The 25,583-nt window shown below is 32.6% G+C and carries 24 protein-coding genes and 4 pseudogenes; 18 read left to right on the top strand and 10 right to left on the bottom strand.

The genetic code is table 11. The features are described from left to right. Window positions 1–69 precede the first annotated feature (69 nt). Both AC0ONG_RS29090 and AC0ONG_RS29095 read left to right on the top strand, forming a co-directional pair. Window positions 70–665: pseudogene (locus AC0ONG_RS29090) on the top strand (pre-toxin TG domain-containing protein); the annotation flags it as partial. Further along, the gene (locus AC0ONG_RS29095) at window positions 665–1,093 is read left to right on the top strand and encodes an SMI1/KNR4 family protein (protein WP_098992734.1); all 429 of its coding nucleotides are present in this window, start codon (window positions 665–667) and stop codon (window positions 1,091–1,093) included. The pseudogene AC0ONG_RS29090 and the gene AC0ONG_RS29095, both read left to right, overlap by 1 nt. Window positions 1,094–1,403: 310 nt before the next feature. On the opposite strand, the gene AC0ONG_RS29100 is transcribed toward AC0ONG_RS29095, so the two are convergent. Then, window positions 1,404–2,477, bottom strand: a complete 1,074-nt coding sequence (locus AC0ONG_RS29100; protein ID WP_098992735.1) for a Rap family tetratricopeptide repeat protein — start codon at window positions 2,475–2,477, stop codon at window positions 1,404–1,406. 1,012 nt (window positions 2,478–3,489) lie between these two features. On the opposite strand from AC0ONG_RS29100, the gene AC0ONG_RS29105 reads away from it, so the two are divergent. Both AC0ONG_RS29105 and AC0ONG_RS29110 read left to right on the top strand, forming a co-directional pair. Next, on the top strand, window positions 3,490–3,807 hold the full coding sequence (locus AC0ONG_RS29105) for a PadR family transcriptional regulator (protein ID WP_098992736.1): 318 nt from the start codon (window positions 3,490–3,492) through the stop codon (window positions 3,805–3,807). Next, window positions 3,794–4,363 carry a DUF2812 domain-containing protein gene (locus AC0ONG_RS29110; protein WP_474205223.1) on the top strand — a complete coding sequence of 190 codons (570 nt, stop codon included), beginning with the start codon at window positions 3,794–3,796 and terminating at the stop codon, window positions 4,361–4,363. The genes AC0ONG_RS29105 and AC0ONG_RS29110 overlap by 14 nt, the downstream gene beginning before the upstream one ends. A 176-nt stretch (window positions 4,364–4,539) precedes the next feature. Here AC0ONG_RS29110 and AC0ONG_RS29115 read toward each other — a convergent pair whose 3' ends face one another. From AC0ONG_RS29115 to AC0ONG_RS29125, 3 genes are read right to left on the bottom strand one after another with little or no spacing between them, the layout of a single operon-like run. Then, window positions 4,540–4,932: a hypothetical protein gene (locus AC0ONG_RS29115; RefSeq protein WP_098992737.1), complete on the bottom strand. Its 393-nt coding sequence runs from the start codon at window positions 4,930–4,932 to the stop codon at window positions 4,540–4,542. A 48-nt stretch (window positions 4,933–4,980) separates the two neighbouring features. Further along, window positions 4,981–5,322, bottom strand: a complete 342-nt coding sequence (locus AC0ONG_RS29120; protein ID WP_474205225.1) for a YolD-like family protein — start codon at window positions 5,320–5,322, stop codon at window positions 4,981–4,983. Beyond that, the gene (locus AC0ONG_RS29125) at window positions 5,319–6,584 is read right to left on the bottom strand and encodes a Y-family DNA polymerase (protein WP_474205227.1); all 1,266 of its coding nucleotides are present in this window, start codon (window positions 6,582–6,584) and stop codon (window positions 5,319–5,321) included. The genes AC0ONG_RS29120 and AC0ONG_RS29125 overlap by 4 nt, the downstream gene beginning before the upstream one ends. A 452-nt stretch (window positions 6,585–7,036) precedes the next feature. Between AC0ONG_RS29125 and AC0ONG_RS29130 the strand changes: the two genes are divergently transcribed. Then, window positions 7,037–7,639, top strand: a complete 603-nt coding sequence (locus AC0ONG_RS29130; protein ID WP_474205229.1) for a DUF3967 domain-containing protein — start codon at window positions 7,037–7,039, stop codon at window positions 7,637–7,639. A gap of 106 nt (window positions 7,640–7,745) precedes the next feature. Here AC0ONG_RS29130 and AC0ONG_RS29135 read toward each other — a convergent pair whose 3' ends face one another. Together AC0ONG_RS29135 and AC0ONG_RS29140 are read right to left on the bottom strand one after the other, a co-directional pair. Continuing rightward, on the bottom strand, window positions 7,746–7,961 hold the full coding sequence (locus AC0ONG_RS29135) for a hypothetical protein (protein ID WP_474205231.1): 216 nt from the start codon (window positions 7,959–7,961) through the stop codon (window positions 7,746–7,748). Window positions 7,962–8,011: 50 nt separating this feature from the next. After that, the gene (locus AC0ONG_RS29140; RefSeq protein ID WP_474205233.1) at window positions 8,012–8,248 is read right to left on the bottom strand and encodes a hypothetical protein; all 237 of its coding nucleotides are present in this window, start codon (window positions 8,246–8,248) and stop codon (window positions 8,012–8,014) included. A 102-nt stretch (window positions 8,249–8,350) separates the two neighbouring features. Here AC0ONG_RS29140 and AC0ONG_RS29145 point away from each other — a divergent pair. Both AC0ONG_RS29145 and AC0ONG_RS29150 read left to right on the top strand, forming a co-directional pair. Further along, a pseudogene (locus AC0ONG_RS29145) lies at window positions 8,351–8,572 on the top strand (DNA cytosine methyltransferase); the annotation flags it as partial. 372 nt (window positions 8,573–8,944) lie between these two features. Then, window positions 8,945–9,145 (top strand): hypothetical protein, encoded by a 201-nt coding sequence (locus AC0ONG_RS29150; protein WP_000569755.1) that lies wholly within the window; start codon window positions 8,945–8,947, stop codon window positions 9,143–9,145. Between the two features lie 245 nt (window positions 9,146–9,390). Here AC0ONG_RS29150 and AC0ONG_RS29155 read toward each other — a convergent pair whose 3' ends face one another. After that, on the bottom strand, window positions 9,391–10,572 hold the full coding sequence (locus AC0ONG_RS29155; protein ID WP_001024592.1) for a DUF7018 domain-containing (lipo)protein: 1,182 nt from the start codon (window positions 10,570–10,572) through the stop codon (window positions 9,391–9,393). A 517-nt stretch (window positions 10,573–11,089) separates the two neighbouring features. Between AC0ONG_RS29155 and AC0ONG_RS29160 the strand changes: the two genes are divergently transcribed. From AC0ONG_RS29160 to AC0ONG_RS29170, 3 genes are all read left to right on the top strand, one after another. Beyond that, a complete protein-coding gene (locus AC0ONG_RS29160) occupies window positions 11,090–12,523 on the top strand; it encodes an IS4 family transposase (RefSeq protein ID WP_474205236.1) in 1,434 nt (477 codons plus the stop codon). 624 nt (window positions 12,524–13,147) lie between these two features. After that, window positions 13,148–13,309, top strand: a complete 162-nt coding sequence (locus AC0ONG_RS29165) for a hypothetical protein (protein ID WP_474205238.1) — start codon at window positions 13,148–13,150, stop codon at window positions 13,307–13,309. Between the two features lie 773 nt (window positions 13,310–14,082). Next, a complete protein-coding gene (locus tag AC0ONG_RS29170) occupies window positions 14,083–14,244 on the top strand; it encodes a hypothetical protein (protein ID WP_176546566.1) in 162 nt (53 codons plus the stop codon). Window positions 14,245–14,586: 342 nt separating this feature from the next. On the opposite strand, the pseudogene AC0ONG_RS29175 reads toward AC0ONG_RS29170, so the two are convergent. Then, a pseudogene (locus AC0ONG_RS29175) lies at window positions 14,587–14,778 on the bottom strand (TIR domain-containing protein); the annotation flags it as partial. Between the two features lie 466 nt (window positions 14,779–15,244). Here AC0ONG_RS29175 and AC0ONG_RS29180 point away from each other — a divergent pair. Further along, on the top strand, window positions 15,245–15,598 hold the full coding sequence (locus tag AC0ONG_RS29180; RefSeq protein WP_097888424.1) for a winged helix-turn-helix transcriptional regulator: 354 nt from the start codon (window positions 15,245–15,247) through the stop codon (window positions 15,596–15,598). A gap of 162 nt (window positions 15,599–15,760) precedes the next feature. Here AC0ONG_RS29180 and AC0ONG_RS29185 read toward each other — a convergent pair whose 3' ends face one another. After that, entirely contained in the window at window positions 15,761–16,315 is a 555-nt protein-coding gene (locus tag AC0ONG_RS29185) for a sugar O-acetyltransferase (protein WP_097888400.1), read from the bottom strand. 276 nt (window positions 16,316–16,591) lie between these two features. Further along, window positions 16,592–16,924, bottom strand: coding sequence for a winged helix-turn-helix transcriptional regulator (locus AC0ONG_RS29190; protein ID WP_474205241.1), 333 nt, complete (start codon window positions 16,922–16,924; stop codon window positions 16,592–16,594). Between the two features lie 251 nt (window positions 16,925–17,175). Between AC0ONG_RS29190 and AC0ONG_RS29195 the strand changes: the two genes are divergently transcribed. The 7 genes and pseudogenes from AC0ONG_RS29195 to AC0ONG_RS29225 form a co-directional block, all read left to right on the top strand. After that, window positions 17,176–17,724, top strand: coding sequence for an NAD(P)H-dependent oxidoreductase (locus tag AC0ONG_RS29195; RefSeq protein ID WP_474205243.1), 549 nt, complete (start codon window positions 17,176–17,178; stop codon window positions 17,722–17,724). Between the two features lie 366 nt (window positions 17,725–18,090). Continuing rightward, a complete protein-coding gene (locus tag AC0ONG_RS29200; protein ID WP_228546496.1) occupies window positions 18,091–19,608 on the top strand; it encodes an aminotransferase class I/II-fold pyridoxal phosphate-dependent enzyme in 1,518 nt (505 codons plus the stop codon). 33 nt (window positions 19,609–19,641) lie between these two features. Next, on the top strand, window positions 19,642–20,412 hold the full coding sequence (locus AC0ONG_RS29205; RefSeq protein ID WP_063539144.1) for a HalD/BesD family halogenase: 771 nt from the start codon (window positions 19,642–19,644) through the stop codon (window positions 20,410–20,412). Between the two features lie 150 nt (window positions 20,413–20,562). Beyond that, window positions 20,563–22,056 (top strand): amino acid permease, encoded by a 1,494-nt coding sequence (locus AC0ONG_RS29210; protein WP_474205246.1) that lies wholly within the window; start codon window positions 20,563–20,565, stop codon window positions 22,054–22,056. A 62-nt stretch (window positions 22,057–22,118) separates the two neighbouring features. Then, entirely contained in the window at window positions 22,119–22,682 is a 564-nt protein-coding gene (gene ahpC, locus AC0ONG_RS29215; protein ID WP_063539142.1) for an alkyl hydroperoxide reductase subunit C, read from the top strand. 41 nt (window positions 22,683–22,723) lie between these two features. Next, window positions 22,724–24,250: an alkyl hydroperoxide reductase subunit F gene (gene ahpF / locus AC0ONG_RS29220; RefSeq protein WP_474205248.1), complete on the top strand. Its 1,527-nt coding sequence runs from the start codon at window positions 22,724–22,726 to the stop codon at window positions 24,248–24,250. Between the two features lie 779 nt (window positions 24,251–25,029). Then, window positions 25,030–25,328, top strand: a pseudogene (locus AC0ONG_RS29225) (DUF3967 domain-containing protein); the annotation flags it as partial. Between the last annotated feature and the right edge of the window lie 255 nt (window positions 25,329–25,583).

Below are 25,583 nucleotides of genomic sequence, written 5' to 3' on the forward strand. Positions count from 1 at the left end.
AAGTGTAATTGACTTTGTATTATGATTGTTTGAAAAAGGTGTTGCGAAATTAATTGTAGGATACAAGGCGGTGAAATAAGTGGAGAATATGATGTTCGGCGTGCTTGGAAAGGTGTAGATCCGTCTACGTGAGAGAAACTTGGTACTTTTGACAGAGTCATAGCTGGAGGTATGACGGTAGCCGGTATTATATGTTTAAAATCGGTAAAGGTGTAAAGATGTCAGCTAGTGCTGTTAAAACTGTAAAGGGTGCTGAGTCGAATTATGTGCTTTTTAATAAAACGCATATACAATCAATGTCTAAACCAAAAGGGAAAGATCCAAATGGAGGAAGGTTACAATCTCATCATGGTTTACAAGGAAAATGGGCGGAAGCAAATCTAAGTCAATATGGATATGATCCAAAACTTGCACCAACAGTGACGATTGAAACAGGAAAGGGGTTACCACATACTATAATTACTAATGCGCAGAACTTGAGACGTGATGAACGTGTAGCCTTAGGAAATGGAAAATGGAGCTCTTCTTTACAAGAGGAATTAAAGAATATAGTTTCTGATTTTGAAAAAGTGGGATTTTCTAAAGAAACCATTAGAGGAACTTTAGAACAACAATATAGAATGCTTGATAAGTTAAAAGTAAAATATGAAAGGATTGAGTATTAATGAGTATACTTGAGAACTTAAATGCAGTTTTCACTTTAGAAACACAAGAACCCCCAGCAACTAAAGAAACGATTCGAGAATTACAAGATTTTTCATCAATAGATGTTCCTTCAGATTATCTAGAGATAATTCAACATTGTACAGATGCAGAGATTAATGTAAATAATGAAATATATATCCGTATTTGGAGTCCAGCGGGTTGTATGGAGATGAATGAAGCTCATAATATCCAAAAATATATACCTAACTCACTCGCAATTGGTGATGATGAAGGTGGGAAAGTGCTATTATATGCAAATGGAAAAGAAGGATTCGGATTATATATGGTGGATTTTGGAGATTTAGATATCGAAGAAGCAATTAAAATATCACCTTCTTTGAAACTGTTATTAATGGATGGTGTAGGTGTAGAAAAGTTATTGTTATAATTTTAAGGACATATGAAAACCACTGTATTCTGAAAAGGTAACATTAAAGCATGTCTTATAAAACTTTATACAGCAAATAAAAAGAACCTACATTAGGTTCTTTTCATTTTGTTAATAATTATTTGTGTTATGCATTGTAAAGGGGTAATGACATAACTTTTTAGTATTTCATTGTGTTAAATAGTTTCACCATGTGCATATTGAACAAAATCTACTTTTTCTTTTGATACAGATTGTAAGTTTGTAGTGTTACTGAAGCTGAAAGATAAAAAACCTGTGACAATAGCAAAAATTAATAGAGATTTTTTCATTACTTTAGAGCTCCTTTCTCTGAAGCCTTTTTATCCGCTTCATTTGTCATGTGTAGATACTTGCTCGCTTTTTCATACGATTTTAACTCGTAAAACTTATTGCCTAAAATAGCTGAATAATCTTTTACATATTTCCATAACTCTTCTTTCTCAAAATAACAAATTCCTGCCAAAATGATGTCTTCCAATTCATCTGTACTTATATTGTCATTTAATCCCTTTAGAATATTGAAATGATGATTGTACTCTTCATTTGAAATTTTTAATCCGTTTTCAATATTCAACCTGACAGCGTTTTTATCATTTAATTTGAAATACTCCTGCGCTAATAAGAACAATGTTTTTGGGTTATTTACAAGTGATCCATTTAGGTATTTAATTGCTAGTTCGGAAAGGTTTTGATCTGCATACAATAATCCTAAATTATGTTTCACTTTTGCTGATAGTTTATCTTCGTTGTGTTTGTTGAAAGTATTTAAAGCCGCAAGGAAGTGTTCTTCCGCATTTTCATACTGACCGATGGAAGTACAAGCAAGACCTAGTGTGTTATTACAAGCAGCAACTTTGATTTCATACCCTGCATGCTTTGAAAATAATTCCTTTGCCTTTGTAGTATATTTGATTGCTGGTAGTGGCTGATAAATATGATAATGGAAAGAACCAAACATATAATTAAATTCAGCTATTTCAAGTTCATCCGGAATAGCCTTTAATAATGTTTCAGCTTCTTCGTATTGCTCTTTAGCAGAAGTGTAATCTCCCATATTAATTGAATAAATTGCTTTAAAAAAACAATGATAGTATTTTAGGAAGACATCTGCTTGATCAGGTATACAATCTATCTTTTCTAAACTATCTTTATAGTTTTTAACGTCATGGGTAAGTAACTTATATCTAAAATCTAGTAATGAATAATAGATAAGGATGTTTTGGTCTTCTTCAATTTGATGAATTTTACTATCAATTTCTTTCTTGAAATTTGTGGATTTTAGTACATGTTGTGAAATAATGGACTGATACCAATTGCTTAGTAAATTTGTTATTTCTCCTTTAGAGACAGTTTGTACATTCATATTTAATCCCCTCATCCTATTAGTATATATTTCCATAATCTTATCATGTTAGCAGAATTCCAAGGTGCTGGTGTTGTTGAAAAAATAAAAACTGAATATTCTGATTTTAAACAACTGCTATTGTTGAATAAAACTTAGATTTTTAAATGACTTTATTATTACATTTTTTAGTGTAATGAAATATCTTACTTTAGACACTACAGAAACAACTATATTTTTAACCCCGTCCTAAATTTAGAACGGGGTTATGCTTGTTTGAACTTTTAAAATTTAATAACTTTATTATCATCTTAAAATTCTGCAATGGGTCAAAATTTAAAATTATAAATGGAGGGAATTAAAGAATAAAAACCATGATATAGTAACCCCTTATAAATAATGAATAGCCTTTATTTAAAAGCTACATTAAAAATATTCTTCAAATCCCGGAAGTATAAGTTTGCCGCAAATAAAAAGAACCATAACCTTGCCAGAACGGCGAAGTTATGGTTCAAATCACATATTCCGTCAAATTGAGATGTCAATGCGTCGAACGGAGTCTATTGATCATTCCTCTTCCTTTTGGCATATTGGAGTTACTCATGATTTGTGTCCTCCTATTAATGTGTTTCTGTGTCTAGCTGTAGCGCTATGCGTGTAGGATAAGGAAGATTATAAACTCTTTAATAATAAAAAGGAGCAAAAATATTGCTCCTTTTTCATTTGAATTTTGTCCAGAAATAATAAAGTTGTTTAATTTACAATAAATTCGTTTAAAACATAATAAAGTTATTTAAAAAATGCTGGTCATGTTATTCAACAATTGAGCCATTTAATTGAATAACACTACACAAAAAGTCGCTTTCCCTTACGTAAGGAAGGTGACTTTTTAGCTTGATTTCCCCCTTGTTATCAAGCTATTTATTTTAAGTTTCTTTGACTAATTTCGAAAATGTTGTTGACTATTCAGTTGAACTGTATTACTTTATTATTAAGTTGAACTATATAGTCGAACTGAATAAAGGGTGAGGATATGAAACATAAATTACTACCGTTGTCTGAAACCATGCATTATATTTTATTAGCTATGCGTGAGCCACTCCATGGCTATGCCGTAATGCAGAAGATAGAAAAGATAAGTAACGGTACTGTTATTTTAGCAGCTGGTACATTATACGGTGCGATTGAAAACTTGAATAAGCATGGTTGGATTGAATCTGTTGGAGAGTCAGGTCGGAGAAAAGTTTATATGATAACTGCGGAAGGAAGTGCCATTTTGAAAATGGAGCAAAATAGGCTATTACATATTTTATCCCTGTACGAAGGAAGTGAATCGAATGAAGACAGCTAAGATATTTTTTGATATCGAAAAAGAGGAGCAATGGCTGAATGAGCAATTGCAAAAAGGCTATCGTTGTACAAATATTAGTGGATTAGGAATATACACTTTCGAAAAAACCGACAAGAGATATGTGATGCGACTGGATTATCAAGATTATTTGTCAAAGAAAAAGTTTAAAGATTACAGAGGGATATATGAAGATTTTGGTTGGAATTATATAAAAGGGCCCTGGCTTAGTGGAACTCGATATTGGCAAAAAGAAGATGATGATCAAAATGAAATCTTCTCGGATCGCCAATCAAAGAGCAATTATTATAAAAGATTGATGGGTTATTCATCTGGTATTAGTATACTGTTATTGCCTTATTTTCATATGCTTTACAAGAATTCAGGTGTATATTTAACTGAAGGTCTTTGGAGTATGAAAGGTGTATTGTTTTGGAAAGCATTATTATTTGAAACTCCATTTGTCCTTTTGAGGTTGCTTCCAGCCCTTATGCTTGTTTTCGTTGGTATCAGCTTCTATAAAACTTATCAAAAGTATTCAATGCTAAAAGAAAAATAAACGTTTTTGAAATCTTCCAGAATTGCGCGCTATTGTTGAATAAATCATAGATTTCCAAATGACTTTATTGTTATATTTTTGAGTACAGTGAAGTATCTTATATCGAAAATTAAATAACTATATTTTAACCCCGTCCTAAATTTAGAACGGGGTTATGCTTGTTTTAGGTTTTAAAATTAAATAGTTTTTTGTCTATTTACAAATTTCACATAAAATTTTGAGTCTATAATTCCAAAAGAAACTTTACATGGAAATGGATTTTTCCCTGCTGAAGCAGATTGCATACAAGAAAGTACCCAATATTCCAGCTCTAAAGGTAAGCGATATGCTTGAATACTACCATCATTGTTTTTTACTGTTATAATCGGTGCATTTACCCTGGTTGTAGCAAAATCATCCGTTGTTATCATTGCTACTGCATCGTTAGTGTAAAAACCAGCGTTTAACACCTCATAAACCATTCCGTCTTCTTCATTAATAATCATAGGTATATTTAGAAAGGGATATTTATTAATATCATTATGAATAACTACTCCTGCTGTGTTCTTTCTTAACTGATTCCTTTGCATTTTTACACTCCCTTAAATGAACCTCTAACTTGATAACGTTAATTTATTCTATTTTACACCTATTATATTAGAAAATTGGAGTTTTATCTTGTTATAAAAAGCATCGGTACATATAACAGCACTATTTGGTGGATCAATATTAACAACAGTCATATAGCTAGAGAGTAAATAACCTTCTTCGTAGTATGTAATTAGTATTTCTTCTTCAGATACTAAGGAACATAACAACATGTTCTCAATTAATTCTTTTTCGTCATCTGTTAAGATCGGCCGAGTTACTTTGTTTTTCTCCTTGATGATTTCACGAATACCAGCAAACTGTTCAGGCATTGCTGCGAACGGAGTCCATTTGATCATTTTTCTTCCTTTTGGCATATTAGCGTTGTTCATGATTTGTGTCCCCCTATTAGTGTGTTTCTGTATCGTGCTGTGGCGCTATGCGTGTAGGAAATCCCCCGCAATATGCTGTTCTTCCCAAACCGTGTGCGTATTTCATCCATTACTTTTGTTAATTTTACTTCTTGTTCTCGCTGCGTGACATTATCGAAAAGAGAAATTTGTTCCTCCCCCTCTCGAATTAGATTCGTTAGAGAAATGTTTATGCTGCGGATCGGTTCGCCAGTGTATTGTTGATGTAAAAAGTATGTACAAATCTTATAAATATCCATTGTTAAGTTAGTTGGACGACTTAAAGTATGTGTTTTTCTAATACCACCGTTATAACTTTTGCTATAACCAACAGAGAAATGAACGGTTTGAGCAAGTTTGTTTTGTCTTCTAAGCCGATAACAAACTTCTTCAATATGTTCCAGTAGAACAATTGGAAATTCTTCTATTGTATAGTCACGCATTAGAATTTGGCTTTTTCCAATTGAAGTTGTAGTAGGAATGTATTTCTCCGAAATACGGCTGAAGTCAATGCCGTTGCTATGTAAGTGCAATTCCTCCCCAATCTTGCCGAAACTCTGTTTTAAATATTTAAGAGGATAATTGGCTAAATCTCCGATACAATGTATTCCTTTTCGATTCAACTTTTCTTCTGTTTTGTACGAAATGCCCCAAAACTTATTAAGCGGTCGTATGCTCCATAATTTCGTAGGGACATCTTCATACTTCCAAAGAGCAATTCCGTCCTTGTTCTTCTTAGCTTCAATGTCTAAAGCAACCTTACTCATAAGTGGGTTAGGAGCGATTCCAATTGTACATTCAACTCGTGTATAATCATATATTTCACGCTTAAACTTCATAGCGAATTCGTATGGATCATTGGCAAATAAATGAATGCTATCGGTAATATCCATGAAAAATTCATCGATGCTGTATTGGTGAAAATCCTCAATAGGAACGTATTGTAAAGCTAGTTTTGTTATGTAATTGGAGCATTTTATATATGTTCCCATAATCGGATTCACAACAAGAATATCTTTTCTTCGAGGAATCTCGTATAGTCTTGCCGTCTTCTTTACGCCCAGGGCCTTTAAGGGTGGTGTTGCTGCAAGAACAATTGAACCATTTCTATTTACATCGCCGACTACAGCCAACTTTGTATGCATGGGATCGAGTCCCATTTTGATGCAACTCACTGAAGCATAAAAGCTGCGTAAATCAACACATAAGATGATTCTATTCGGTAGGATTGAATAGTCATACATCGTGATTCCTCCCAAAATAAAAGAACGTTTGTTCTCATTATACACGAACTAACGTTCTTTTATGAAGAGGTTTTATAAATAAAATTTGAATATAAATATTTTGTTAAGCAGAATATTTAACGAAAAGCTTGAATCCCCAAAAACGAATCTTTACATCTAATTTTTTCTTTCTTCCCTTTGTTTTTTTCATAGTTAAAATATCCTCCTTTTTTATAACTAGCACAACAGAAGCCTACGTTGCGTATTATAAGAATTCTTTCCCTGTTTTTTAAGAGTAATTTTAAAAAAATATGATTTTTTTGAAACAAATAATATCACGAATGATTTCGTGTGATTTCCAATCTACCTATTCCGACAAAACCTAGCAAAGACTTTGCGAGCTTCGTCGATGGATTTTAAGAGGTATTAAACCTTGGATATGGAATTTTGCTTATAGGAGGTGGTGTAGCGCTATGTCAGAAGCAGAAGTAATATATACCAGCAATGAGGTCTATAGTCGTTTAGGGGTAAGTGGCAGCACACTTAGAAAGTATTCGGATGTCCTTGAACGTGAAGGGTATGATGTAAGAAAAAATAGTCGAGGGAGAAGGGAATATACAGAATTTGATATTGTACTTATTGAACAGTTAGTAGAGTTGAGTAAGCAAGATGGTATGACTTTAGAAAAAGCTGCGAAAATGATTGCAAAGCAGTTTGGAATCGCTAATAAGAAAGAGGAATCCCAGGGTACTGATCCAGTCCCTTATCAAATGCAATATCAATTCCAACAACAATATAGCGCTATGATAGAAGAAATTAATAAGGTGCAGCAAGCAAATCTAATAGAAATGGAAAAGAGATTAAGTGATCGCATAGATCAACGGAATACATTAATTGAGGAAGATATGAGAGATCGTAAGGAACGTGAAGAAAGGATAGAAAAGAGGTTGGAGCTAAGGGATGATAATCTTATGAAGATGGTCAGAGAGATTCAAGATGCAAAACGTACTATTGTATCAGCCCAGGAAGAAATAGCGGCAGCACAAAAGAAAACCTGGTGGAAATTTTGGAAGTGAGTACATTCATTAGTGGGTGTACTTATTTTTGTGAAAAATAGTAAAAAGGGCTACTCAATATGAATAACCCTTTTTTATAAATTGCTAGAAAATAACGTACTAATAACTATTTAGAATACTTTTCAAACGCCTTACTAATTACTACAAGTCCTGTTACGAAAGAAAGTGTTCTTATAATTAATTCAGCAACTAGCAAATCACCCATAGTCTTTGAAACATCATATAATTCACCAGTAATAATAATTAGTGCCATGATTATTAGAATTCCTATTAGAATTTGAATGAACAGAATATATTTAGGCTGCAGAGAGATTACTCCCATTAAATTAGCATGTAATTAAGAAGTAATCGACTTTTTAAAAATTTATCAACTTAAAAATATACATTTCCTTCTTTATAAGTATATTTATAGTGACTCGTCGCATAAGATGCACTAAAATCTACACTTCCATGCTTCCCTACAGTAATGGATACATTACCATCAAAAGTAGTTGTACCATTATTATGAAAATCACCATTAACAATATAGAAAATTCTGTTAGGATCTTCTAAATTTGCTTGAACTGTACCACTGAACGTTTTAGAAAGGCCATTTGCATCTCTATTCATATTAATATGTTTTATTTCCTTAATACCCCTGAAGCTTCCACTCCATTCATTTGTTTCACAATAAGATACATAAGATTTTGGATGCTCTACCTTTCATCATGGAGAGTAGGAAAAGGTGTTGCCCAGACGTTAGATACATCTTGTAATTAGGCAGTAGTAACAAAGGATTTTAGAGTTAGGCGGCTTACACCCAAAGAGTGCTGAGCGCTCCAGGGGTTTCCGAGTTGGACGTTTGATTGTGCAAAGGAAGTAAACTCAGACACACAATTGTACCGACAAGCAGGTAATTCTGTAAGTGTACCGGTTATTTATGCGATTGCCTAACGATTGCAGTAATTAGGTATTTTAATTTCAATAACGCATTAATAGTTCTTATAGGGGTAGCACCACATGCCCATCAACTTAAGAATACAAATCAGCCCCAAAACGAAAAAATGAGCTTTTTTATTACAAATTAGCATAAAATATTGTTCTGGGGGTAGTTATATTTTCTTGGCTTGATAGCGATGGGGTCCTGCCAACATAACAAGAATTTCGTACGCCAAGGAATTATTAGGTATATTTTTTTAATATATCCATTTTAAAAATAAGTTATACAAATAACTTGTTATATTTGCATGTACCCTAGCTGATATAATGTATAAGACAATTATTGGCTAATTAATAGTTCGCATATATTAGGGAGGTACATAAGTAATGATAGAAATAATCGCGGCATTAGTTTCACTAGTCGTACATTTTATTAGTTATCTCTTTTCAACAGGAGAAGACAAGAAAAAGGCAAAAGCAGATTTAAAAGAAGTTGTTACTGGTACTTATGGGAAAATGTTGTTAGGATTTTTTGGAGCTGCGGCGGTTACAGGAATATTTGTAGTCATTTGGATTTTATCAGAGTAAACCTTTCCGTTATTTTAGCCTATATAACGTATAAGGCAACTATTGGCTAATCAAGTGTACATATTTGCGTATGACGCAATAGATGTTTAACCAAGAAGAAAAGCATAAGAGGAAACAAGAAATTGAATAATAAGATATTTTGCAAAATATTTCTCTTTGTGAAAAGATAAGATCCTAATCTCAGATCTTATCTTTTTTATTTGTTAATTTGCAATAGGGCTACCGCCATATGCCCATTTTCATGATTAGTTCGTTTTACTTTTAATACTCTCAGTTGCTTTTTTAAATAGTTTCATTGCCTGTTCTGCTTTGTTTTCTGCCTGTTCCAACTTATTATCATTTTGTTCTTCTAATGCATCTGAGAGTAATTGCAGAGCATTCCAGTAATTATCCATTGCCTGCTTTATCTTTTTTTGTTCAACTTCTAACCCTTTAGGTGCCTCAAGGTATTTGATGTCTCTTACGTGTATTTTTGCCATATCCAAACTCAATTGGATTTCACTTTTCTTTGACTCATAATCCTTTATATCTGAATGCCCTATATTTTGTATCATTCTCATAACTTCATCCATCTTATTTGTATTTTCTACGATGGCTGCTTTGTATTTATCAACTTCTGAACCACTAACTTTGTCGTTTAAATCTTCCTCACGATGACCCTCTTTCGCATGTTTCTGGTTCTCTTCCTTTACCTTTTGCTCTACATCAGGGTATTTCTCGTTTATCCCATTAAATACTGTCTCCCATTTAGAAACACCATCATCTATCCCAAACATACCGTTTTGTATGCTTTCTTTTGCTTTATCCTTATCATATTCACCATCATACTTACGGGCATCATACTGTCTAACTGCATCTTCTATTTTTATTAGGTGTTTTCTAATCTCTTCTACCCCTTCTTGTATTAAAAATTGGTAGTCTTCATACTTTTTAGGTGGTTTGATTTTTTCAAAACGGTTTATGTCCAAACTAATGTGACTAATTAAGGAATCTATCTCACCTATGTAGACACCCTCTTTTGTAAATAATTCATCAGTTTTCTTTTCTAATTTTTTTAAATGATACTGGAATTCTAAGTGTAGTTCAGTCAAACGATAAGGGTAATCTTCTTCAGATACTTTTACCTTGTTTTCACCTTCTGTGTCTGATACATTTGATTTACTTTCTTTACTACTTGATTCGTCTTCCTTACTTCCCTTTTCATACTCAATTCTAGACAAGGCGTTTCTTAGTTGATTTTCAATCTGTTCATCACTATAGTGTAATTTCTTTAGGTCAGATACCATTTTATCTGCATCATAATACTTATCTACTTTTCTATACTCTGACTGTGTAAGTCCATATGTATTTAATGTGCAACCTACTAGCATGAAACTAACACTTAACCCTGCTATTGCGATACCCTTAAATGATTTATTAATATTCATTTTAAACTTATCCCCTTTTTCTCTTAGTAATTCTTTTCTTCAACAATAGACAGACCTTCATGAGTTTTTGCATTGTCTGCTGCGTAGTTTAGTTTTCCTAACTTATTGTTTCAGTCTTAACTTAAATTTCTTCCTTATAATTACAAAAAGGATATACCTAAACATATAACTGCTAGTAAAATATATCCTTATATTATTTTATAATGATAACAATTAATGAGTCAAAGTGATTTGCGAAAATTATATAAAACAGGCATAATTTATTAGTTACTTGGTACTACCTTTACAGGAGTAGCAACACGTCTTCATCAACCCCAAAAAACAAATAACCAAACGAAATTTTGTGCTGACTTGTGACAAAAAACCTCATTTTTTCATTTTAGGAAAATCCTGAATTCTTAAATTAATTTGCATGGGGTACCGCCACATCGTTATCAAGCTAAGGTTTTGCACTATTCATAAAGAAAAAAAGACGTTATCCTTTTTGTAGAATTATAGGAAAGGATGGCGTTTTTTTATGGATCTTCCGATTCTTGACGAACTTCAACCGATTGCTGAAAAATTACAACAATATATGTCTCCCCATGTTCTAGAGCACTTAGCTAAAGAAATAGGATTCGTTCATCGAAAGAGTAAATATCAAGCAAAGGAATTAGTTGCTTTATGTGTATGGCTTAGCCAACAAGTTGCAAGTACATCACTCACACAATTATGTAGCTGTCTTGAAGTATCTACAGGTGTTCTTATCAGCCCTGAAGGGCTTAACCAACGATTTAATGCTTCCGCAGTACAGTTTCTTGAACAAGTTCTAGCTAAACTTCTAACTCAAAGAATTCATTCAACACAAGAAATAATTCATCAATACACCACGACCTTTAAGCACATTCGGATTCTAGATTCTACAACATTTCAGCTTCCAGATATATTTTCTTCACATTATCAAGGTTCGGGTGGAAGTAGCCATACGGCAGGAGTCAAAATTCAATTAGAGTATGACTTATTGAGTGGGAAGTTCCTGCACGTTTATGTAGGAGAAGGAAGAGAAAATGATAAAGCCTTTGGTTCAACAAGCCTACAAACCATTCGACCAAAAAACTTGTATATAAGAGATTTAGGCTATTTTGACTTACATGATTTACAGAATATCCATGATAAACGAGCTTACTATATCTCACGTTTGAAATTAAATTCTCGAATCTATCGTAAGAATGATAGGCCAGAGTATTTTCGAAATGGGACCCTGAAGAAAGGGTCACTCTATATTCAGTTAGATATGGAAGAAATCATGAATCAATTGTCCCCTGGTCAAACAATGGAGATTTCAGAGGCATACATTGGACAGTATCAAAAATTACCAGCTCGTGTTATTATTCATCGATTAACAAAAGAACAAACAGAGAAAAGGTTGAAGGAACAAGCCAAAAAAGAAAAAAAGAAAGGTATTACCTACAAAGAACGAAGTAAACGGTTGAGTGGGATCAACGTGTATATTACGAATCTTTCTACAGAAAATGTTCCAACGGAACATATCCATGACTTGTATTCATTACGCTGGCAAATTGAAATTTTGTTCAAAACATGGAAATCTTTTTTTAAAATTGACAGGTGCAAAGAAATTAAGAAAGAACGCTTAGAATGCCATTTATATGGGCAACTCATTAGTATTTTACTCTGTTCATCGACGATGTTCAAAATGCGTCAGTTACTCTTAGATAAGAAAAAGAAAGAGCTGAGTGAATACAAATCCATCTATATGATAAAGAATTATTATCTATTGTTTTATGAGGGACTAAAGAAGGGCATCCATGAATTATTAAAAATTTTATTGCGTTTGTTTTACCAGTTAGAAAAAAACGGACGAAAATCTCACCGGTATGAAAAGAAAACAGTCTTTGATATCTTAGGTGTTGTGTATGATTGTACGTTGTCACAAGGTTTCCAAGTTGCATAATATTTTTAAAAACACCTATTTAATAGGTTTATTTGTTATGCACACCTTTAGTGTAGTCGTAAAAATTTCAAAAAACACATTCACATATACCCTCTTGTCCCCCTTAGCTTGATGGGCATGGGGTAGCACCATTAAAAACTTTAATTGCTCGGCTAATTCAACAAGCTTCTCTCCATATTCTAATAGCGTATTACTTTCTACAATTCAGAAAGCGGAAAAATGATGGAATTCAACGACTATTCCCTTTAAAATCGTAGTTTTAGGGTGATTATAATTTATTAATAGAATATTCAGTTAAATATTTATAAATAAATTATAATATTATAAAAATAGAAAAATATGATATCTTTATTTATGTAAAATACTTACCGAAAAAGGAGGATTTTCCATGTTAAAAAAATAACTAGTGGTATTTTAGTAACAGGTTTATTATTCTCTGCTACAGGGAATGCATTTGCGGCACAGGATACGAAAGCTAATAATGGAGAGGGAACTTATGCATCCATTTCAGTCAAAGCTGCTGAAAATTCTAAGAGTCATTCTTTAAACCAAATAAATAGTCCTGGTATTACAACTGGTACATATGTAGTACAAAAGGTGAGGGAAACAGGTGGAAAGATTTATATGGAGGCGTTCCCTAAAGGGATTTTTATTCCGGAAAATCAGCCAAAGTCCATAGCTGGGACTTTTGACAAATCACAATTTGTTGGTCTTGAAAAATTAAGAGTTGGTTCTGAAGTTTCCCTTGTAATTTCTGTTTCCGGTGCTAAAATTTATGTTCTTTAAATTTTTATAGGTTGGATTTGTTTGATAAAAAAAGAATCTTTGAAGATCTATCAGAAGGAGAAATTTATTTTCATAATATCTGTATTTAATAGAATGCGAAATGCTATAAATTATTCTTCTGTTGATTATGATTCTATTGAACAAAAATTGACTTTTAAAGGTGAGGAAAAGATAACAGAGAACTACTTGATTGAATTTGCTGAAAAAAATTATATGGTTTGTAATTCGTTAAATAGTTACATGTGATGTAAAAGAAGGGGCTGCTCAAATTGAGTAGCCCCTTCTTATTAACCTGCTAAACGTGTTTTTATTTTACTTGAATTCAACATAAAATTTTGTGTCTATAATTCCAAAAGCAACCTTGCATGGAAATGGATTTTTTCCTGCTGAAGCAGCTTTCATACAAGAAAGAACCCAATATTCAAGTTCTAAAGGTAAGCAGTATAATTGAATGCTACCATCGCTATTTTTTGCTGATACAATACGAGTTCATTTAGTTTTACTAGTTCTTTCCTGCTGTATTCCTCTATTTTTGCAGATTGTTGTTTTTCTTAAGATTCATAGAATACCACCTTTCAAGCTAGATATAAGAAGCTCTAATAAGATAATACACTTTTACACAAGTGTAAAAGTGTAAAATAATTACTAAAATAGATAAATTAGTAGATGATAAGGGGATAAAAATGGTAAACTTAAATAAGTAATTGTATATTGTGAGGGCGGTCGAGTTGCTATCCTTTCTCTTATTTAAAGGAGAAAGGAGGTGACTTTACATGGATTTTTTACTTAATTTATTGCAAGATGCTGCAAAAATCTTTTTTACAGCATTTTTTACAGCTTATGCAAATAAGCTAGTCAAAAAACTCGGCAGTAAACGTAAAAGAACCGCCCCTAAAAATGCCTGCAAGCGAAAGGGCGGTTCTAAAAAAAGATAATTTAATTTTAGCAACCGACCACCTTGCGGTAGCAGTTACTTGGACAGGATGTTGACGCATCCTGTCTTTATTAGTTTATACACACTGTTTAAAAATATACTAGCTTCTATTAATTATTATAGCAATTATTAAACAAATTGTTAATCAATTTGTTTGAAATTCTAGTAATTATGCTTGTTGTTTTACTAATTGTAATAAAGATGAACTCTACGGGGTCTATACTTTCATTTATAAGTATTTAGTGCCTTTGAATACATTTGCATTAGATACGCCTAAAGAAACTGCTATAGAAGAATATGAAAAGATTTTTTTCAGAAAGTATTTTAATAATAGATTAGAATTTTATAGATTATTCAAATCAATATCATAACTGGAACTTTTTAATTCTTTTGCAAGCTGAAGCTCCCAACTCCCCTCAGATCCCATTAAAATATACACCACTCCAGATACATCATTTGGTGTTTCAACTGTATCTTTCACTAATGCAGCTACATTTTCTCTGCCTATTTCCCCTATTAAAAATCCATGCTCAAAAACAACATTTTTCGTAAATTCTCTTTTTAGTACTTACCGCTATTCAATTCCATTGTTCGGAATTTAGTCGATTTAGGAATTATGGAAAATAAAGATTATTCGTGTTTTAAACCTTATTTTATTTACTAATTCATAAAAAAAATTGATGTAAGGGTATAAAGATTTGAGAATTTTTAAGCCTAACATTGATTTGAATCGGATCTATTCCATTACGAAGAGTGTTTAATATAAAACTGTTTCTTAAAGTGGTTTGAGTAACATGTATATTAGGGGTCACCATATATGCCCATCAACCTAATAAAAGCAAATACCCCAAAATATTAACTTGATGGCAATGTGACAATACCCCAACTGTAAAAAGATAGCTTTTTTGTTATTTTATACTTTACCTATATATGATAAAATTTTTTATAGAAAAGATATATTTTCGCAAAATTATATCTTTTCATCTATATCAATCGAGGTGATGCATTTGAAAGAAGTAACTTACAATTGTGGATTAGAATTACTATCTGATATGATTACTGGTAAATGGAAGATGTTAATCTTATTTTACTTAATTTCTGAAAAGAAACGTTTTAGTGAATTAAAATCTTTACTACCTGGAATAACTTCAAAAATGCTGACAAAACAGCTACGCGAGTTGGAACAGAATAGGTTAATTGGGAGGAAAATATATCAACAGGTACCAATGAAAGTAGAGTACTCTCTTACATCTAAGGGGTATGAGTTAGAAGCTATTTTATTTCAAATGTGTGAGATTGGTACAAATTATTTAGAAGATATTAATGAACCTAATATTGTATTTCAAACTATCTAGAGCGCAAGTATTTTCAGTATAATATTTTAAATTTAAAACAAAAAAATCACCCGTATTTTAAATTTCCTAACTTACTACGGGTGATTTATCTTTACAGTTTAATATTAAGTTTAAAGGAAATAATTTCCACTTTATATTTTACGTTACTTTTAAAATAGATAATTAATCTATTGTTTTTATAACTCGACAAGGGTTTCCTACTGCAACTACGTTAGGTGGTATGTCTTTTGTGACAACACTTCCCGATCCAATAATACTATTTTCCCCAATAGAAACCCCCATATTTATTACCGTATTTCCTCCAACCCAAACATTATCAGCAATGTTTACAGGTGCTGCAATTTCATATCCTTCTCTTCTAGCCTGTGGTTCTTTAACATGGTTTACAGAATAAATCTGTACTCTTGGTCCAAGCCACACATTATCTCCAATTGCGACTTTACCACAATCTAAGATAATGCAATCAAAATTTGCAAAGAAATTATCACCAACCTCAATATTGTAACCAAATTCACAACGGAAATTTGGCTCTATAAACGTATTTGAACCATTCTTTCCAAGAAGTTTCTTAATCAGTAGTTCACGATAGTCACGTTCTTCATCAGTTGTTGCATTATATAATCTTGTAATTTTCTTTGCATTTTCTCTTGCCTTGACTAATTCACTATCAAATCCACAATACATTTCGCCCAATCGCATTTTTTCTTTCACGTTCATAAATAAAATCCCCTCTCCGCCCTTAAATAAATTTATCATATATTCTTTTTTTGTATTAATAATCTTCTAACCTAAACAAATTTTAAAGAAGAAGTCCTGGTTGATAGAACATCCTCTTCAACCAAGTGTTATCAAGTTATTGGAAAAAAGATGTGTAGACCATATATGACAACTTAATTATATTCACGAAATTAGAAAAGTCAACGAAATCAGAATTTTCATTTTAGATTCTACAATGGTTTTATATTATGAATGCTATTCAAATTAATATGGAGATTATTTAACATTACTATCTTCTAATTGCTTTTGTATATGGCATTGTCCCCATTCACACATACAATCAAGTACAGCAGTTAAAGTTTGTCCATACTCGCTTAAAGAATACTCTACTTTTGGCGGTACCTGACTATGAACAGTACGATTAATAATTCCATCTGATTCTAATTCTCTTAATTGTTGTGTCAGCATTTTTTGGGTAATGCTTGGCATAGCACGTTTAATTTCACTGGTTCTCTTTTTTCCATTTAGTAAAATACATAATAATACTACTTTCCATTTACCACCTACAACATCAAGAGTTGCCTCAATAGGAAAATTATATTTTTTCATAAAATCGCTCCTTTTACTAGTATTAAGTCTATAATGTTTTTGAAATTAAATAAAAAACTAAGCCTCCTCTATTTTTATAGGAACTTCAAGGTTCCTATAGCACTTCAAGGTTCCTATAGCACTTTAAAGTGCGTACTTTAAAGTATGTACTTTAAAGATTAGTATATATTACATGATATCAATATTACTGAATATAAAAATAGTATTGATATTTTTTATTATTTATTATTTTTTTGAAAAGGGGAAATTTCATGAAAACACTTGTAATCATTGCACATCCAAATATTGAAGAATCTCGAGTAAATAAACGTTGGCTTGAGGAGATTAAAAAGCACCCAGAAGAATTTACTGTACATGAAATATATAAACGTTATCCAGATTGGAATTTTGATATTGAATATGAACAAAATCTATTATTAGAACATGATCGTTATATTTTTCAGTTCCCATTCTATTGGTACAGCTCTCCGCCGTTATTAAAAAAATGGTTTGATGATGTTTTAGAATACGGATTTGCATATGGTTCTAAAGGAGATAAGCTTCAAGGAAAAGAGTTTGGCCTAGCAATTTCTGCTGGTGTAGCAGAGAAGGAATATCAAGCAGGTGCAGCAAACGAGTATACATTGAGTGAATTATTAAAACCTTATCAGGCTTCATGCCTTTATACTGGGATGAAGTTCTTACCGACTTTTGCTGTATATGGTGCAGAACACAATAACTTATCAGATGAAAAATTAGAAGAAAGTGCTAGAAACTACATACTTCATATGCAGGATTTTTCTAAAGAAGTGAAAGTTTAATCACATTTTTAGGAAGATACAATTTCTATTTAGGATCCTATATTTAGGATCCTTTTTTATTACAGGATTTCTTAGGAAAAACTAAGAGATTCGTAGCATATTTCATATGTTTTTCCTTAAGACAATAAAAACGACATAAAATTAATTATAAATAATTAACTAATTAAAAGTTAGTATGTATATAACAAGATACTTTGACACAATAAAGTGCCTACTTTTAATGATTATTTTTAGAATATATAATAAAAAAGGAATTTTAAGAAATTTTGAATTTAGGAGGAGAACATATAAAGCTGCTTTATGCCGCTACATAGGTCAGGGAATTATTTTTTAAAATAAATCAATCTAATTAGTTGAGGTGATCTCTTGCAACTTAAAGAAGAAATTTTTCTATCGAAGAATAAAAGTAAACAATATGAGACTCCTTTAATTACTGGTGTGAAGAATTATATAAATAGTGATTATTTACAAATGCATACACCTGGTCATATAAAGGGAAGAGGATTAGATGAAGAATTTACAACCTACTTTGGAAAAAATACCTTGGATTTTGATTTAGTGGGTATACCTCCATTAGATTATTTACGTCATCCTACTGGTATTATTCACGAGGCACAGGTACTGGCTGCGGACGCTTTTGGAGCTGATTACACCATTTTTAGTGTTCAGGGCACTAGTAGCGCCAATGTAGTTATGATAATGAGCATTTGTAATCCAGGTGATAAAATTATTATTCCTAGAAATGTACATGCTTCTATTGTTAGTGGACTAATTTTATCTGGTGCAGTACCAATCTTTATATCTCCTGAGATTGATTCTGTCTATGGTGTTTGCCATGGGATTAGCTTAGAAAATATAAAGCAAACTCTAGAAGCTCACCCTGATGTTAAAGGTGTATGTGTAATAAACCCTACTTATTATGGCGCTGTAACTGATTTGAAAGCCATTATTGATTATGTGCATTCTAAGGGAATACCAGTCATAGTGGATGAGGCTCAAGGATCACATGTACATTTCCATCCGGATCTCCCTATATCTGCAATGGAAGCAGGTGCAGATATTGCATCCTCAAGTATGCATAAAATGGGCGGTTCATTTACTCAAACAAGTGTGATCAATGTTCGAGAAGGATTGGTGAGTCTAGATAGGGTTAAAGAAAATTTCTCTTTAATTACGACTACTAGCGCATCCTACTTATTAATGGCTTCTTTAGATGCAGCTCGCAAACAACTAGCAGTTAATGGAGAAGAATTGTTGCAACGAGCATTAAATTTATCTCGCATTGCAAGAGGTTCAATTAATAAAATTCCAGGGCTTTCTTGCTTAGGACCAGAGGATTTGAAGGGTTTAAGTTCTAGTTTTGCTTTAGATGAGACAAAGCTTTGTATAAATGTGACAAACTGGGGCGTAACAGGTAGGGAAGTTGAAAATATCTTACGTGATGATTATCGCATAGAAGTCGAGCTTTCCGATGTGAATAATATTCTTTTCATTGTAACAATTGGTCATAATGAATCTGATATTGAACAACTACTACAATCATTAAAGTCATTAGCTATTCGATTTGAGAATGGTTCAATACCAATTGATTTTGATCGAGTAACTAAGAGTAAAAGTGCTATAAGAACATTAACTCCACCTACATTGGCTATGACACCTAGAGAAGCGTACTTCTCCAAATTTGAGTATGTAGATTTAGATAAAACTATTGGAAGAGTGGCAGCAGAATCCGTTCTGGTAACACCACCAGGGATACCTGTCCTTTTACCAGGCGAAGTTATTACAAAAGATATCGTGAATTATCTAAAATACTGTATTGAGTTAGGACTTTCTGTGCAAAGTAGCAATGGTTTACATGCTATTAAAGTCATTGATAATAAATAAACTTTTATATTTAAAAATTAGGAGGAATTTACTATGGAATTTCAAAAACAATTTGATGCAATTGTAGAACAACATATTAACTCATTACCTAAGGATTACTTATTAGTTCTTCAAGAAAGATTTAAAAATGAAGGTTTAGCAATGATGAATGACATGTTACCGCAACCTCTAATTGCAGCTATGTCTGCAGAAGCGAAATACCTTCTTTCTGAAAATGCAAAACGTCGTGATATTACCATTAAAGCTACAGGGAATACTCCACGTAACTTTAATGTAGTAAATCGAGATAATATTCATGAGGATGGAAAATTAATTCCAGCATTCTTTAAGTCTGAAGTACTTTTAAATTTCTTAACCTTCTTAAACAATAATGAGCCAGTTCACCGCATTCCTTATACACCAGAAGAGTTTATTATTAATAACCAACAGAAAACAGGTGACACACACGGATGGCATTGGGATGACTATACATTTGCTTTAATCTGGGTGATTGAAGCTCCTAAAGAAGGTGAAGGTGCTCTTGTTGAGTATGTGCCTGATACTGTTTGGGATAAAGAAAACCCAGAGTCTGGATTAAAAGAAGTTTTAGAGAGCCGTGAAATTAAGAGTTTGTATGTTCCTAAAGATCATTGTTACTTTATGAAAGCCGGCACTACATTGCACAGGGTTACACCATTAAATAATGACTCTCGACGTACTGTTGTTGTTTTCAGTTATGCATCCGAGGAAGATATGTCTAGAGAGATTTCTCATGAAACTATGGGCGAAATTTATGAAGATAACAAAGAATTAGTAGGAGTTTAAACTATACGGTGAGTTAAACATCTTTAGAGTCGGAGAGAAATTCTTCCGACTCTTTATGAAATAATCTCTACAAAATCAAGAGTGTTTGAATAAACCTGTAAGAATTGATGTTATTTCTAAATACTCCAAAAAATTTATATGGGGGATTTTATGAGTTCTGAAAGAGCAACGGTAACTTCGCATGTTGACAATATAGCTCAAAAAAGCACGGAACATCCTACAAATACATTAAAAAAAACATTAGAAGCTAGGCACCTTACTATGATTGCTATTGGTGGTTCAATTGGAACAGGACTATTTATTTCTAGTGGTACATCCATTCAAATGGCAGGTCCTGGAGGCGCTCTAATTGCTTATATTTCAATTGGAATAATGGTATACCTACTTATGATGAGTCTAGGTGAAATGGCTACTTTTCTACCTCATTCGGGTTCATTTAGTGTGTATGCCTCTAGATTCGTAGATCCAGCTCTCGGATTTGCTCTGGGCTGGAATTATTGGTATACATGGGCCATTACCATTGCAGTAGAGTTATCAGCTTCTGCTATTATAATGAAATTCTGGTTCCCTTCCATTCCAGGCATTGTTTGGAGTGCTGCTTTCTTAACTATAATATTTCTGCTTAATTACTTTTCCACCAAGTCATTTGGAGAAGCTGAGTTTTGGTTTTCTTTAATTAAAGTAATAACAATTATAGTTTTTTTATTAGTAGGATTACTCACTATTCTTGGGATTATTGGTGGGGAATTTGTTGGATTTAAAAACTTCACTATCGGTGAAGCCCCTATCCCCTCTAGTGGTCTAAGCATCTTATCAGTTTTTATGATTGCTGGATTCTCTTTCCAAGGAACAGAATTAGTAGGGGTAGCAGCTGGTGAGAGTAAGAACCCTAAGAAAAATGTCCCTAAAGCTATAAAACAAGTATTTTGGAGAATTTTACTCTTCTATATTTGTTCTATCTTTGTAATTGGGCTGCTTATTCCATATACGCATCCTTATTTAATGAATATAGATATTGAAAATGTCTCGATGAGCCCTTTTACAATAGTCTTTGAAAAAGCAGGCTTATTATTTGCTGCATCTGTCATGAATGCTGTAATTTTAACATCTATTCTATCAGCTGCTAATTCTGGAATGTATGCATCTACTAGAATGTTATGGTCCTTAGCCAGAGAAGGAAAAGCTCCAAAATCTCTCATGAAAATAAATAAAAATGGTGTACCAATTAATGCTCTAATTGTTACGGCTCTAGTAGGAATGTTTGCTTTTCTTTCTTCTTTTTTAGGCGAAGGAAAAGTATTCATGTGGTTGTTAAGCTCTTCCGGCCTTTCTGGTTTTATAGCTTGGTTAGGAATTGCGTTAAGTCATTATCGATTTCGCAAAGCATATATAGCCCAAGGAAAAGACATTAATGATCTTCCTTATAGAGCTAAATGGTTTCCATTCGCTCCTATAATTTCAATAGTACTATGTATTGTTGTTATATTAGGACAAGAATATGAAAACCTTGTAAATATGAATGTTTCATGGGTTGATTTATTTGCGACATATATTAGTGCAATTTTATTTTTATGTATTTGGTTTGGGTATAAGATAAAATATAAAACTAAAATTGTTGATCTTAAGCAATGTGATTTTAATTAAGAATTTTCTTTTTTTAAATCTATTTATAATAATTAATATTTAAACTTAGGAGGAATTTTATTATGTTATTAATCGGCACAGAAGTATTACCATTTGAAGCGACAGCTTACCAGAATGGTGAATTTATTGATGTTACAGAAAAAAATTTCAAAGATAAATGGAGTGTAGTTTGCTTCTACCCTGCTGACTTCACATTTGTATGCCCTACTGAACTTGAAGATTTACAAAATCAATATGCAACTTTAAAAGAACTTGGAGTTGAAGTATACTCTGTTTCAACTGATACTCACTTTACTCATAAAGCATGGCATGATAACTCAGAAACTATTAATAAAATTGAATATATTATGATTGGTGATCCGACTCAAAAGATTTCTAGTAATTTCAATGTATTGATTGAAGAAGAAGGCCTTGCTGCACGTGGCACATTTATTATTGATCCAGATGGTATTATTCAATCTGTTGAAATTAGCTCTGACGATATCGGTCGTGATGCAAGTATCCTTGTAAACAAAGTAAAAGCTGCACAATACGTCCGTAATAATCCAGGCGAAGCTTGTCCAGCTAAATGGAAAGAAGGCTCTGCAACACTTAAACCAAGCCTTGACCTTGTAGGTAAAATCTAATAAATAAACAAAAAGAAATACAATTTAAGGAGTAAGACACAATGTTACTAGACGCAGATATCAAAGGACAATTAGCCCAATATCTTCAACTGATGGAAAGTGATGTATTACTAAAAGTTAGTGCAGGATCTGATGACACATCTAAAGATATGCTAGCTCTAGTAGACGAATTAGCTACTATGTCATCTAAGATTACAGTAGAAAAAGTTGAATTAGAGAGAACACCAAGCTTTAGCGTAAACCGCCCTGGTGAAGACACTGGTGTCGTATTCGCTGGTATTCCATTAGGACACGAATTTACATCATTAGTGTTAGCTTTACTACAAGTAAGTGGACGCGCTCCAAAAGTTGAACAAAAATTAATCGATCAAATTAAAAACATTCAAGGCGAATATCATTTTGAATCTTATATTAGCCTAAGTTGTCATAACTGTCCTGATGTTGTACAAGCTCTTAACGTAATGAGCGTTCTAAACTCTAGTATTACACATACAATGATTGACGGCGCTTCATTTAAGGAAGAAGTTGAAAGTAAAGACATCATGGCAGTACCAACTGTATTCTTAAATGGTGAAACATTTGGAAGCGGCCGTATAACGATGGAAGAAATTCTTGCAAAACTAGGCGTTGGCCCAGATGCATCAGAATTCGCTGATAAAAATCCATATGATGTACTTGTTGTTGGTGGCGGTCCTGCTGGTGCAAGTGCAGCAATTTACGCAGCACGTAAAGGCATCCGCACTGGTATCGTTGCTGAGCGCTTTGGTGGTCAAGTAATGGATACTATGGGCATTGAGAACTTCATCAGCGTAAAAAAGACTGAAGGTCCTAAGCTAGTAGCAAGCCTTGAAGAGCACGTTAAAGAATACGACATCGATGTAATGAATCTACAACGTGCAAAACGTTTAGAGAAAAAAGAACTTATTGAAGTGGAACTTGAAAACGGCACTATTCTGAAAAGTAAGAGCGTAATCGTTTCTACAGGTGCTCGCTGGCGTAATGTTGGTGTACCTGGTGAAGCTGAGTTTAAAAACAAAGGTGTAGCATATTGTCCACACTGTGACGGCCCATTATTCACTGGAAAAGATGTAGCAGTTATCGGCGGTGGTAACTCTGGCGTTGAAGCAGCAATTGATTTAGCAGGTATCGTAAAACACGTAACTGTTCTTGAGTTCATGCCAGAACTAAAAGCTGATGCTGTATTACAAGATCGTCTGTACAGCTTACCAAACGTAACTGTATTAAAGAACGTTCAAACGAAAGAAATTACTGGTAGTGACAAAGTAGAAGGTATTTCTTACATCGATCGTAAAACTGACGAAGTTCACCATATAGAATTACAAGGTGTATTCGTTCAAATTGGTCTTGTACCAAACACAGACTGGCTAGGTGAAACAGTAGAACGTGTTCGTGGTGAAATCGTTACAGACAAGCATGGTGCTACAAACGTACCTGGTGTATTTGCTGCGGGTGACTGCACAAATAACCCATACAAACAAATCATTATTTCAATGGGATCAGGCGCAAACGCATCTTTAGGTGCATTTGATTACTTGATCCGTAACTAACAACATAATTTGATACCGATTAGAAAGTATTAAATTTGTTAATGAAGAACCTATAACAATCCAATATATCCTGTCCTTAAAACCAGATATATTACCAAGAAGGTATTATATCTGGTTTTCGTATGTATTATAAAAATTAAGATTTCGAATTTAATCCTCGTATCTTTTCAATAGGTTGCTTTCTATTTAATAATTTACTTACCAATATAGTCTTCCTTTGGGAGTTGTGTTCTAAGAAACCCCCTCATTTTTAGATAGCATATTTACAATTTGTTCTTGCTACTTCCCCTGCCCACTTGTCATCTATAAATGAAATTCCAAACAATTTAAGATTTTCATCTTTTTAGTACTTATAAATTTTATGAATGTATCCTACAGCTAGTTTATACAGATAAACAAAATTTAATATCTATATATTTATAATGGTATTCAATACACTCTTGGGAGATGTGTAGCAATGGAATGAAACGATATTTATAAGTTTACTAAATTGATTCTTAAAATAAAAGTAAGACTATGACCTATTTTTACACGTATCTCGGTCGAATCCTATTAACTTCGCCATATCCTGTAAAAAAACAGATATGGCGAAGTTTTCAATATCTGTTCTACTCTAAAAATCATCTACTATCTAAATCTTTTTATTTCAAATGCCGAAAAAGGTATCTAAAATCTGTGGTCTTTCTCGATCCCCAAAAAGAAAGTTCACACCTATAAGACCACGACAATTTTTATTCACTTTTCAAGGTAATACAAAGTTTGTATCCACATAAATACAAATAGAAGAAATTAATAAGGTACAGCAAGCAAATCTATTAGAAATGGAAAAGAGACTAGGTGATCGTATAGATCAAAAGAACAAACTAATCAAAGAGGATATTAAAGAAATAAATTAATAAGAAAAGATATGAAAAATCGGAAAGAACGTGAAAAAAGGATAGAAAAGAGGTTAGAGTTAAGAGATGATAATCTTATGAAGATGGTCAGAGAGATTCAAGATGCAAAACGTACTATTGTATCAACTCAGGAAGAAATAGCTGCAGCAAAAAAGAAATCTTGGTGGAAGTTTTGGAAATGAGTAGATGTAATAACGAAGGAAATAAAAAGAACTTAATTAAAAGTACATCATTTTTAAATTAAGTTTACTAAATGAATTTTTGAAAAAACGGATTTGATTTTGTACTGATTAACATTGTTTGCATTGTATTGTATCCCTTTTGTTTGTGTCAGTTTACACTTTTACACTTTTATATAAGTGTAAAAGTGTACGAATGTTGCTTTTTCTTTTTACTTTAAGTATCAATTTATAGCAGGAAGCATAACTTTACATAAA

This window comes from Bacillus sp. TCT6 (genome assembly GCF_056033845.1).

Excerpts from the sequence above, each read along its gene's own strand:
- AC0ONG_RS29095 (WP_098992734.1), top strand. The coding sequence starts at position 665 with ATGAGTATACTTGAGAACTTAAATGCAGTTTTCACTTTAGAAACACAA.
- AC0ONG_RS29100 (WP_098992735.1), bottom strand. The coding sequence starts at position 2,477 with ATGAATGTACAAACTGTCTCTAAAGGAGAAATAACAAATTTACTAAGC.
- AC0ONG_RS29105 (WP_098992736.1), top strand. The coding sequence starts at position 3,490 with ATGAAACATAAATTACTACCGTTGTCTGAAACCATGCATTATATTTTA.
- AC0ONG_RS29110 (WP_474205223.1), top strand. The coding sequence starts at position 3,794 with ATGAAGACAGCTAAGATATTTTTTGATATCGAAAAAGAGGAGCAATGG.
- AC0ONG_RS29115 (WP_098992737.1), bottom strand. The coding sequence starts at position 4,932 with ATGCAAAGGAATCAGTTAAGAAAGAACACAGCAGGAGTAGTTATTCAT.
- AC0ONG_RS29120 (WP_474205225.1), bottom strand. The coding sequence starts at position 5,322 with ATGAACAACGCTAATATGCCAAAAGGAAGAAAAATGATCAAATGGACT.
- AC0ONG_RS29125 (WP_474205227.1), bottom strand. The coding sequence starts at position 6,584 with ATGTATGACTATTCAATCCTACCGAATAGAATCATCTTATGTGTTGAT.
- AC0ONG_RS29130 (WP_474205229.1), top strand. The coding sequence starts at position 7,037 with ATGTCAGAAGCAGAAGTAATATATACCAGCAATGAGGTCTATAGTCGT.
- AC0ONG_RS29135 (WP_474205231.1), bottom strand. The coding sequence starts at position 7,961 with ATGGGAGTAATCTCTCTGCAGCCTAAATATATTCTGTTCATTCAAATT.
- AC0ONG_RS29140 (WP_474205233.1), bottom strand. The coding sequence starts at position 8,248 with ATGAATAGAGATGCAAATGGCCTTTCTAAAACGTTCAGTGGTACAGTT.
- AC0ONG_RS29150 (WP_000569755.1), top strand. The coding sequence starts at position 8,945 with ATGATAGAAATAATCGCGGCATTAGTTTCACTAGTCGTACATTTTATT.
- AC0ONG_RS29155 (WP_001024592.1), bottom strand. The coding sequence starts at position 10,572 with ATGAATATTAATAAATCATTTAAGGGTATCGCAATAGCAGGGTTAAGT.
- AC0ONG_RS29160 (WP_474205236.1), top strand. The coding sequence starts at position 11,090 with ATGGATCTTCCGATTCTTGACGAACTTCAACCGATTGCTGAAAAATTA.
- AC0ONG_RS29165 (WP_474205238.1), top strand. The coding sequence starts at position 13,148 with ATGGAGGCGTTCCCTAAAGGGATTTTTATTCCGGAAAATCAGCCAAAG.
- AC0ONG_RS29170 (WP_176546566.1), top strand. The coding sequence starts at position 14,083 with ATGGATTTTTTACTTAATTTATTGCAAGATGCTGCAAAAATCTTTTTT.
- AC0ONG_RS29180 (WP_097888424.1), top strand. The coding sequence starts at position 15,245 with ATGCATTTGAAAGAAGTAACTTACAATTGTGGATTAGAATTACTATCT.
- AC0ONG_RS29185 (WP_097888400.1), bottom strand. The coding sequence starts at position 16,315 with ATGAACGTGAAAGAAAAAATGCGATTGGGCGAAATGTATTGTGGATTT.
- AC0ONG_RS29190 (WP_474205241.1), bottom strand. The coding sequence starts at position 16,924 with ATGAAAAAATATAATTTTCCTATTGAGGCAACTCTTGATGTTGTAGGT.
- AC0ONG_RS29195 (WP_474205243.1), top strand. The coding sequence starts at position 17,176 with ATGAAAACACTTGTAATCATTGCACATCCAAATATTGAAGAATCTCGA.
- AC0ONG_RS29205 (WP_063539144.1), top strand. The coding sequence starts at position 19,642 with ATGGAATTTCAAAAACAATTTGATGCAATTGTAGAACAACATATTAAC.
- AC0ONG_RS29210 (WP_474205246.1), top strand. The coding sequence starts at position 20,563 with ATGAGTTCTGAAAGAGCAACGGTAACTTCGCATGTTGACAATATAGCT.
- ahpC (WP_063539142.1), top strand. The coding sequence starts at position 22,119 with ATGTTATTAATCGGCACAGAAGTATTACCATTTGAAGCGACAGCTTAC.
- ahpF (WP_474205248.1), top strand. The coding sequence starts at position 22,724 with ATGTTACTAGACGCAGATATCAAAGGACAATTAGCCCAATATCTTCAA.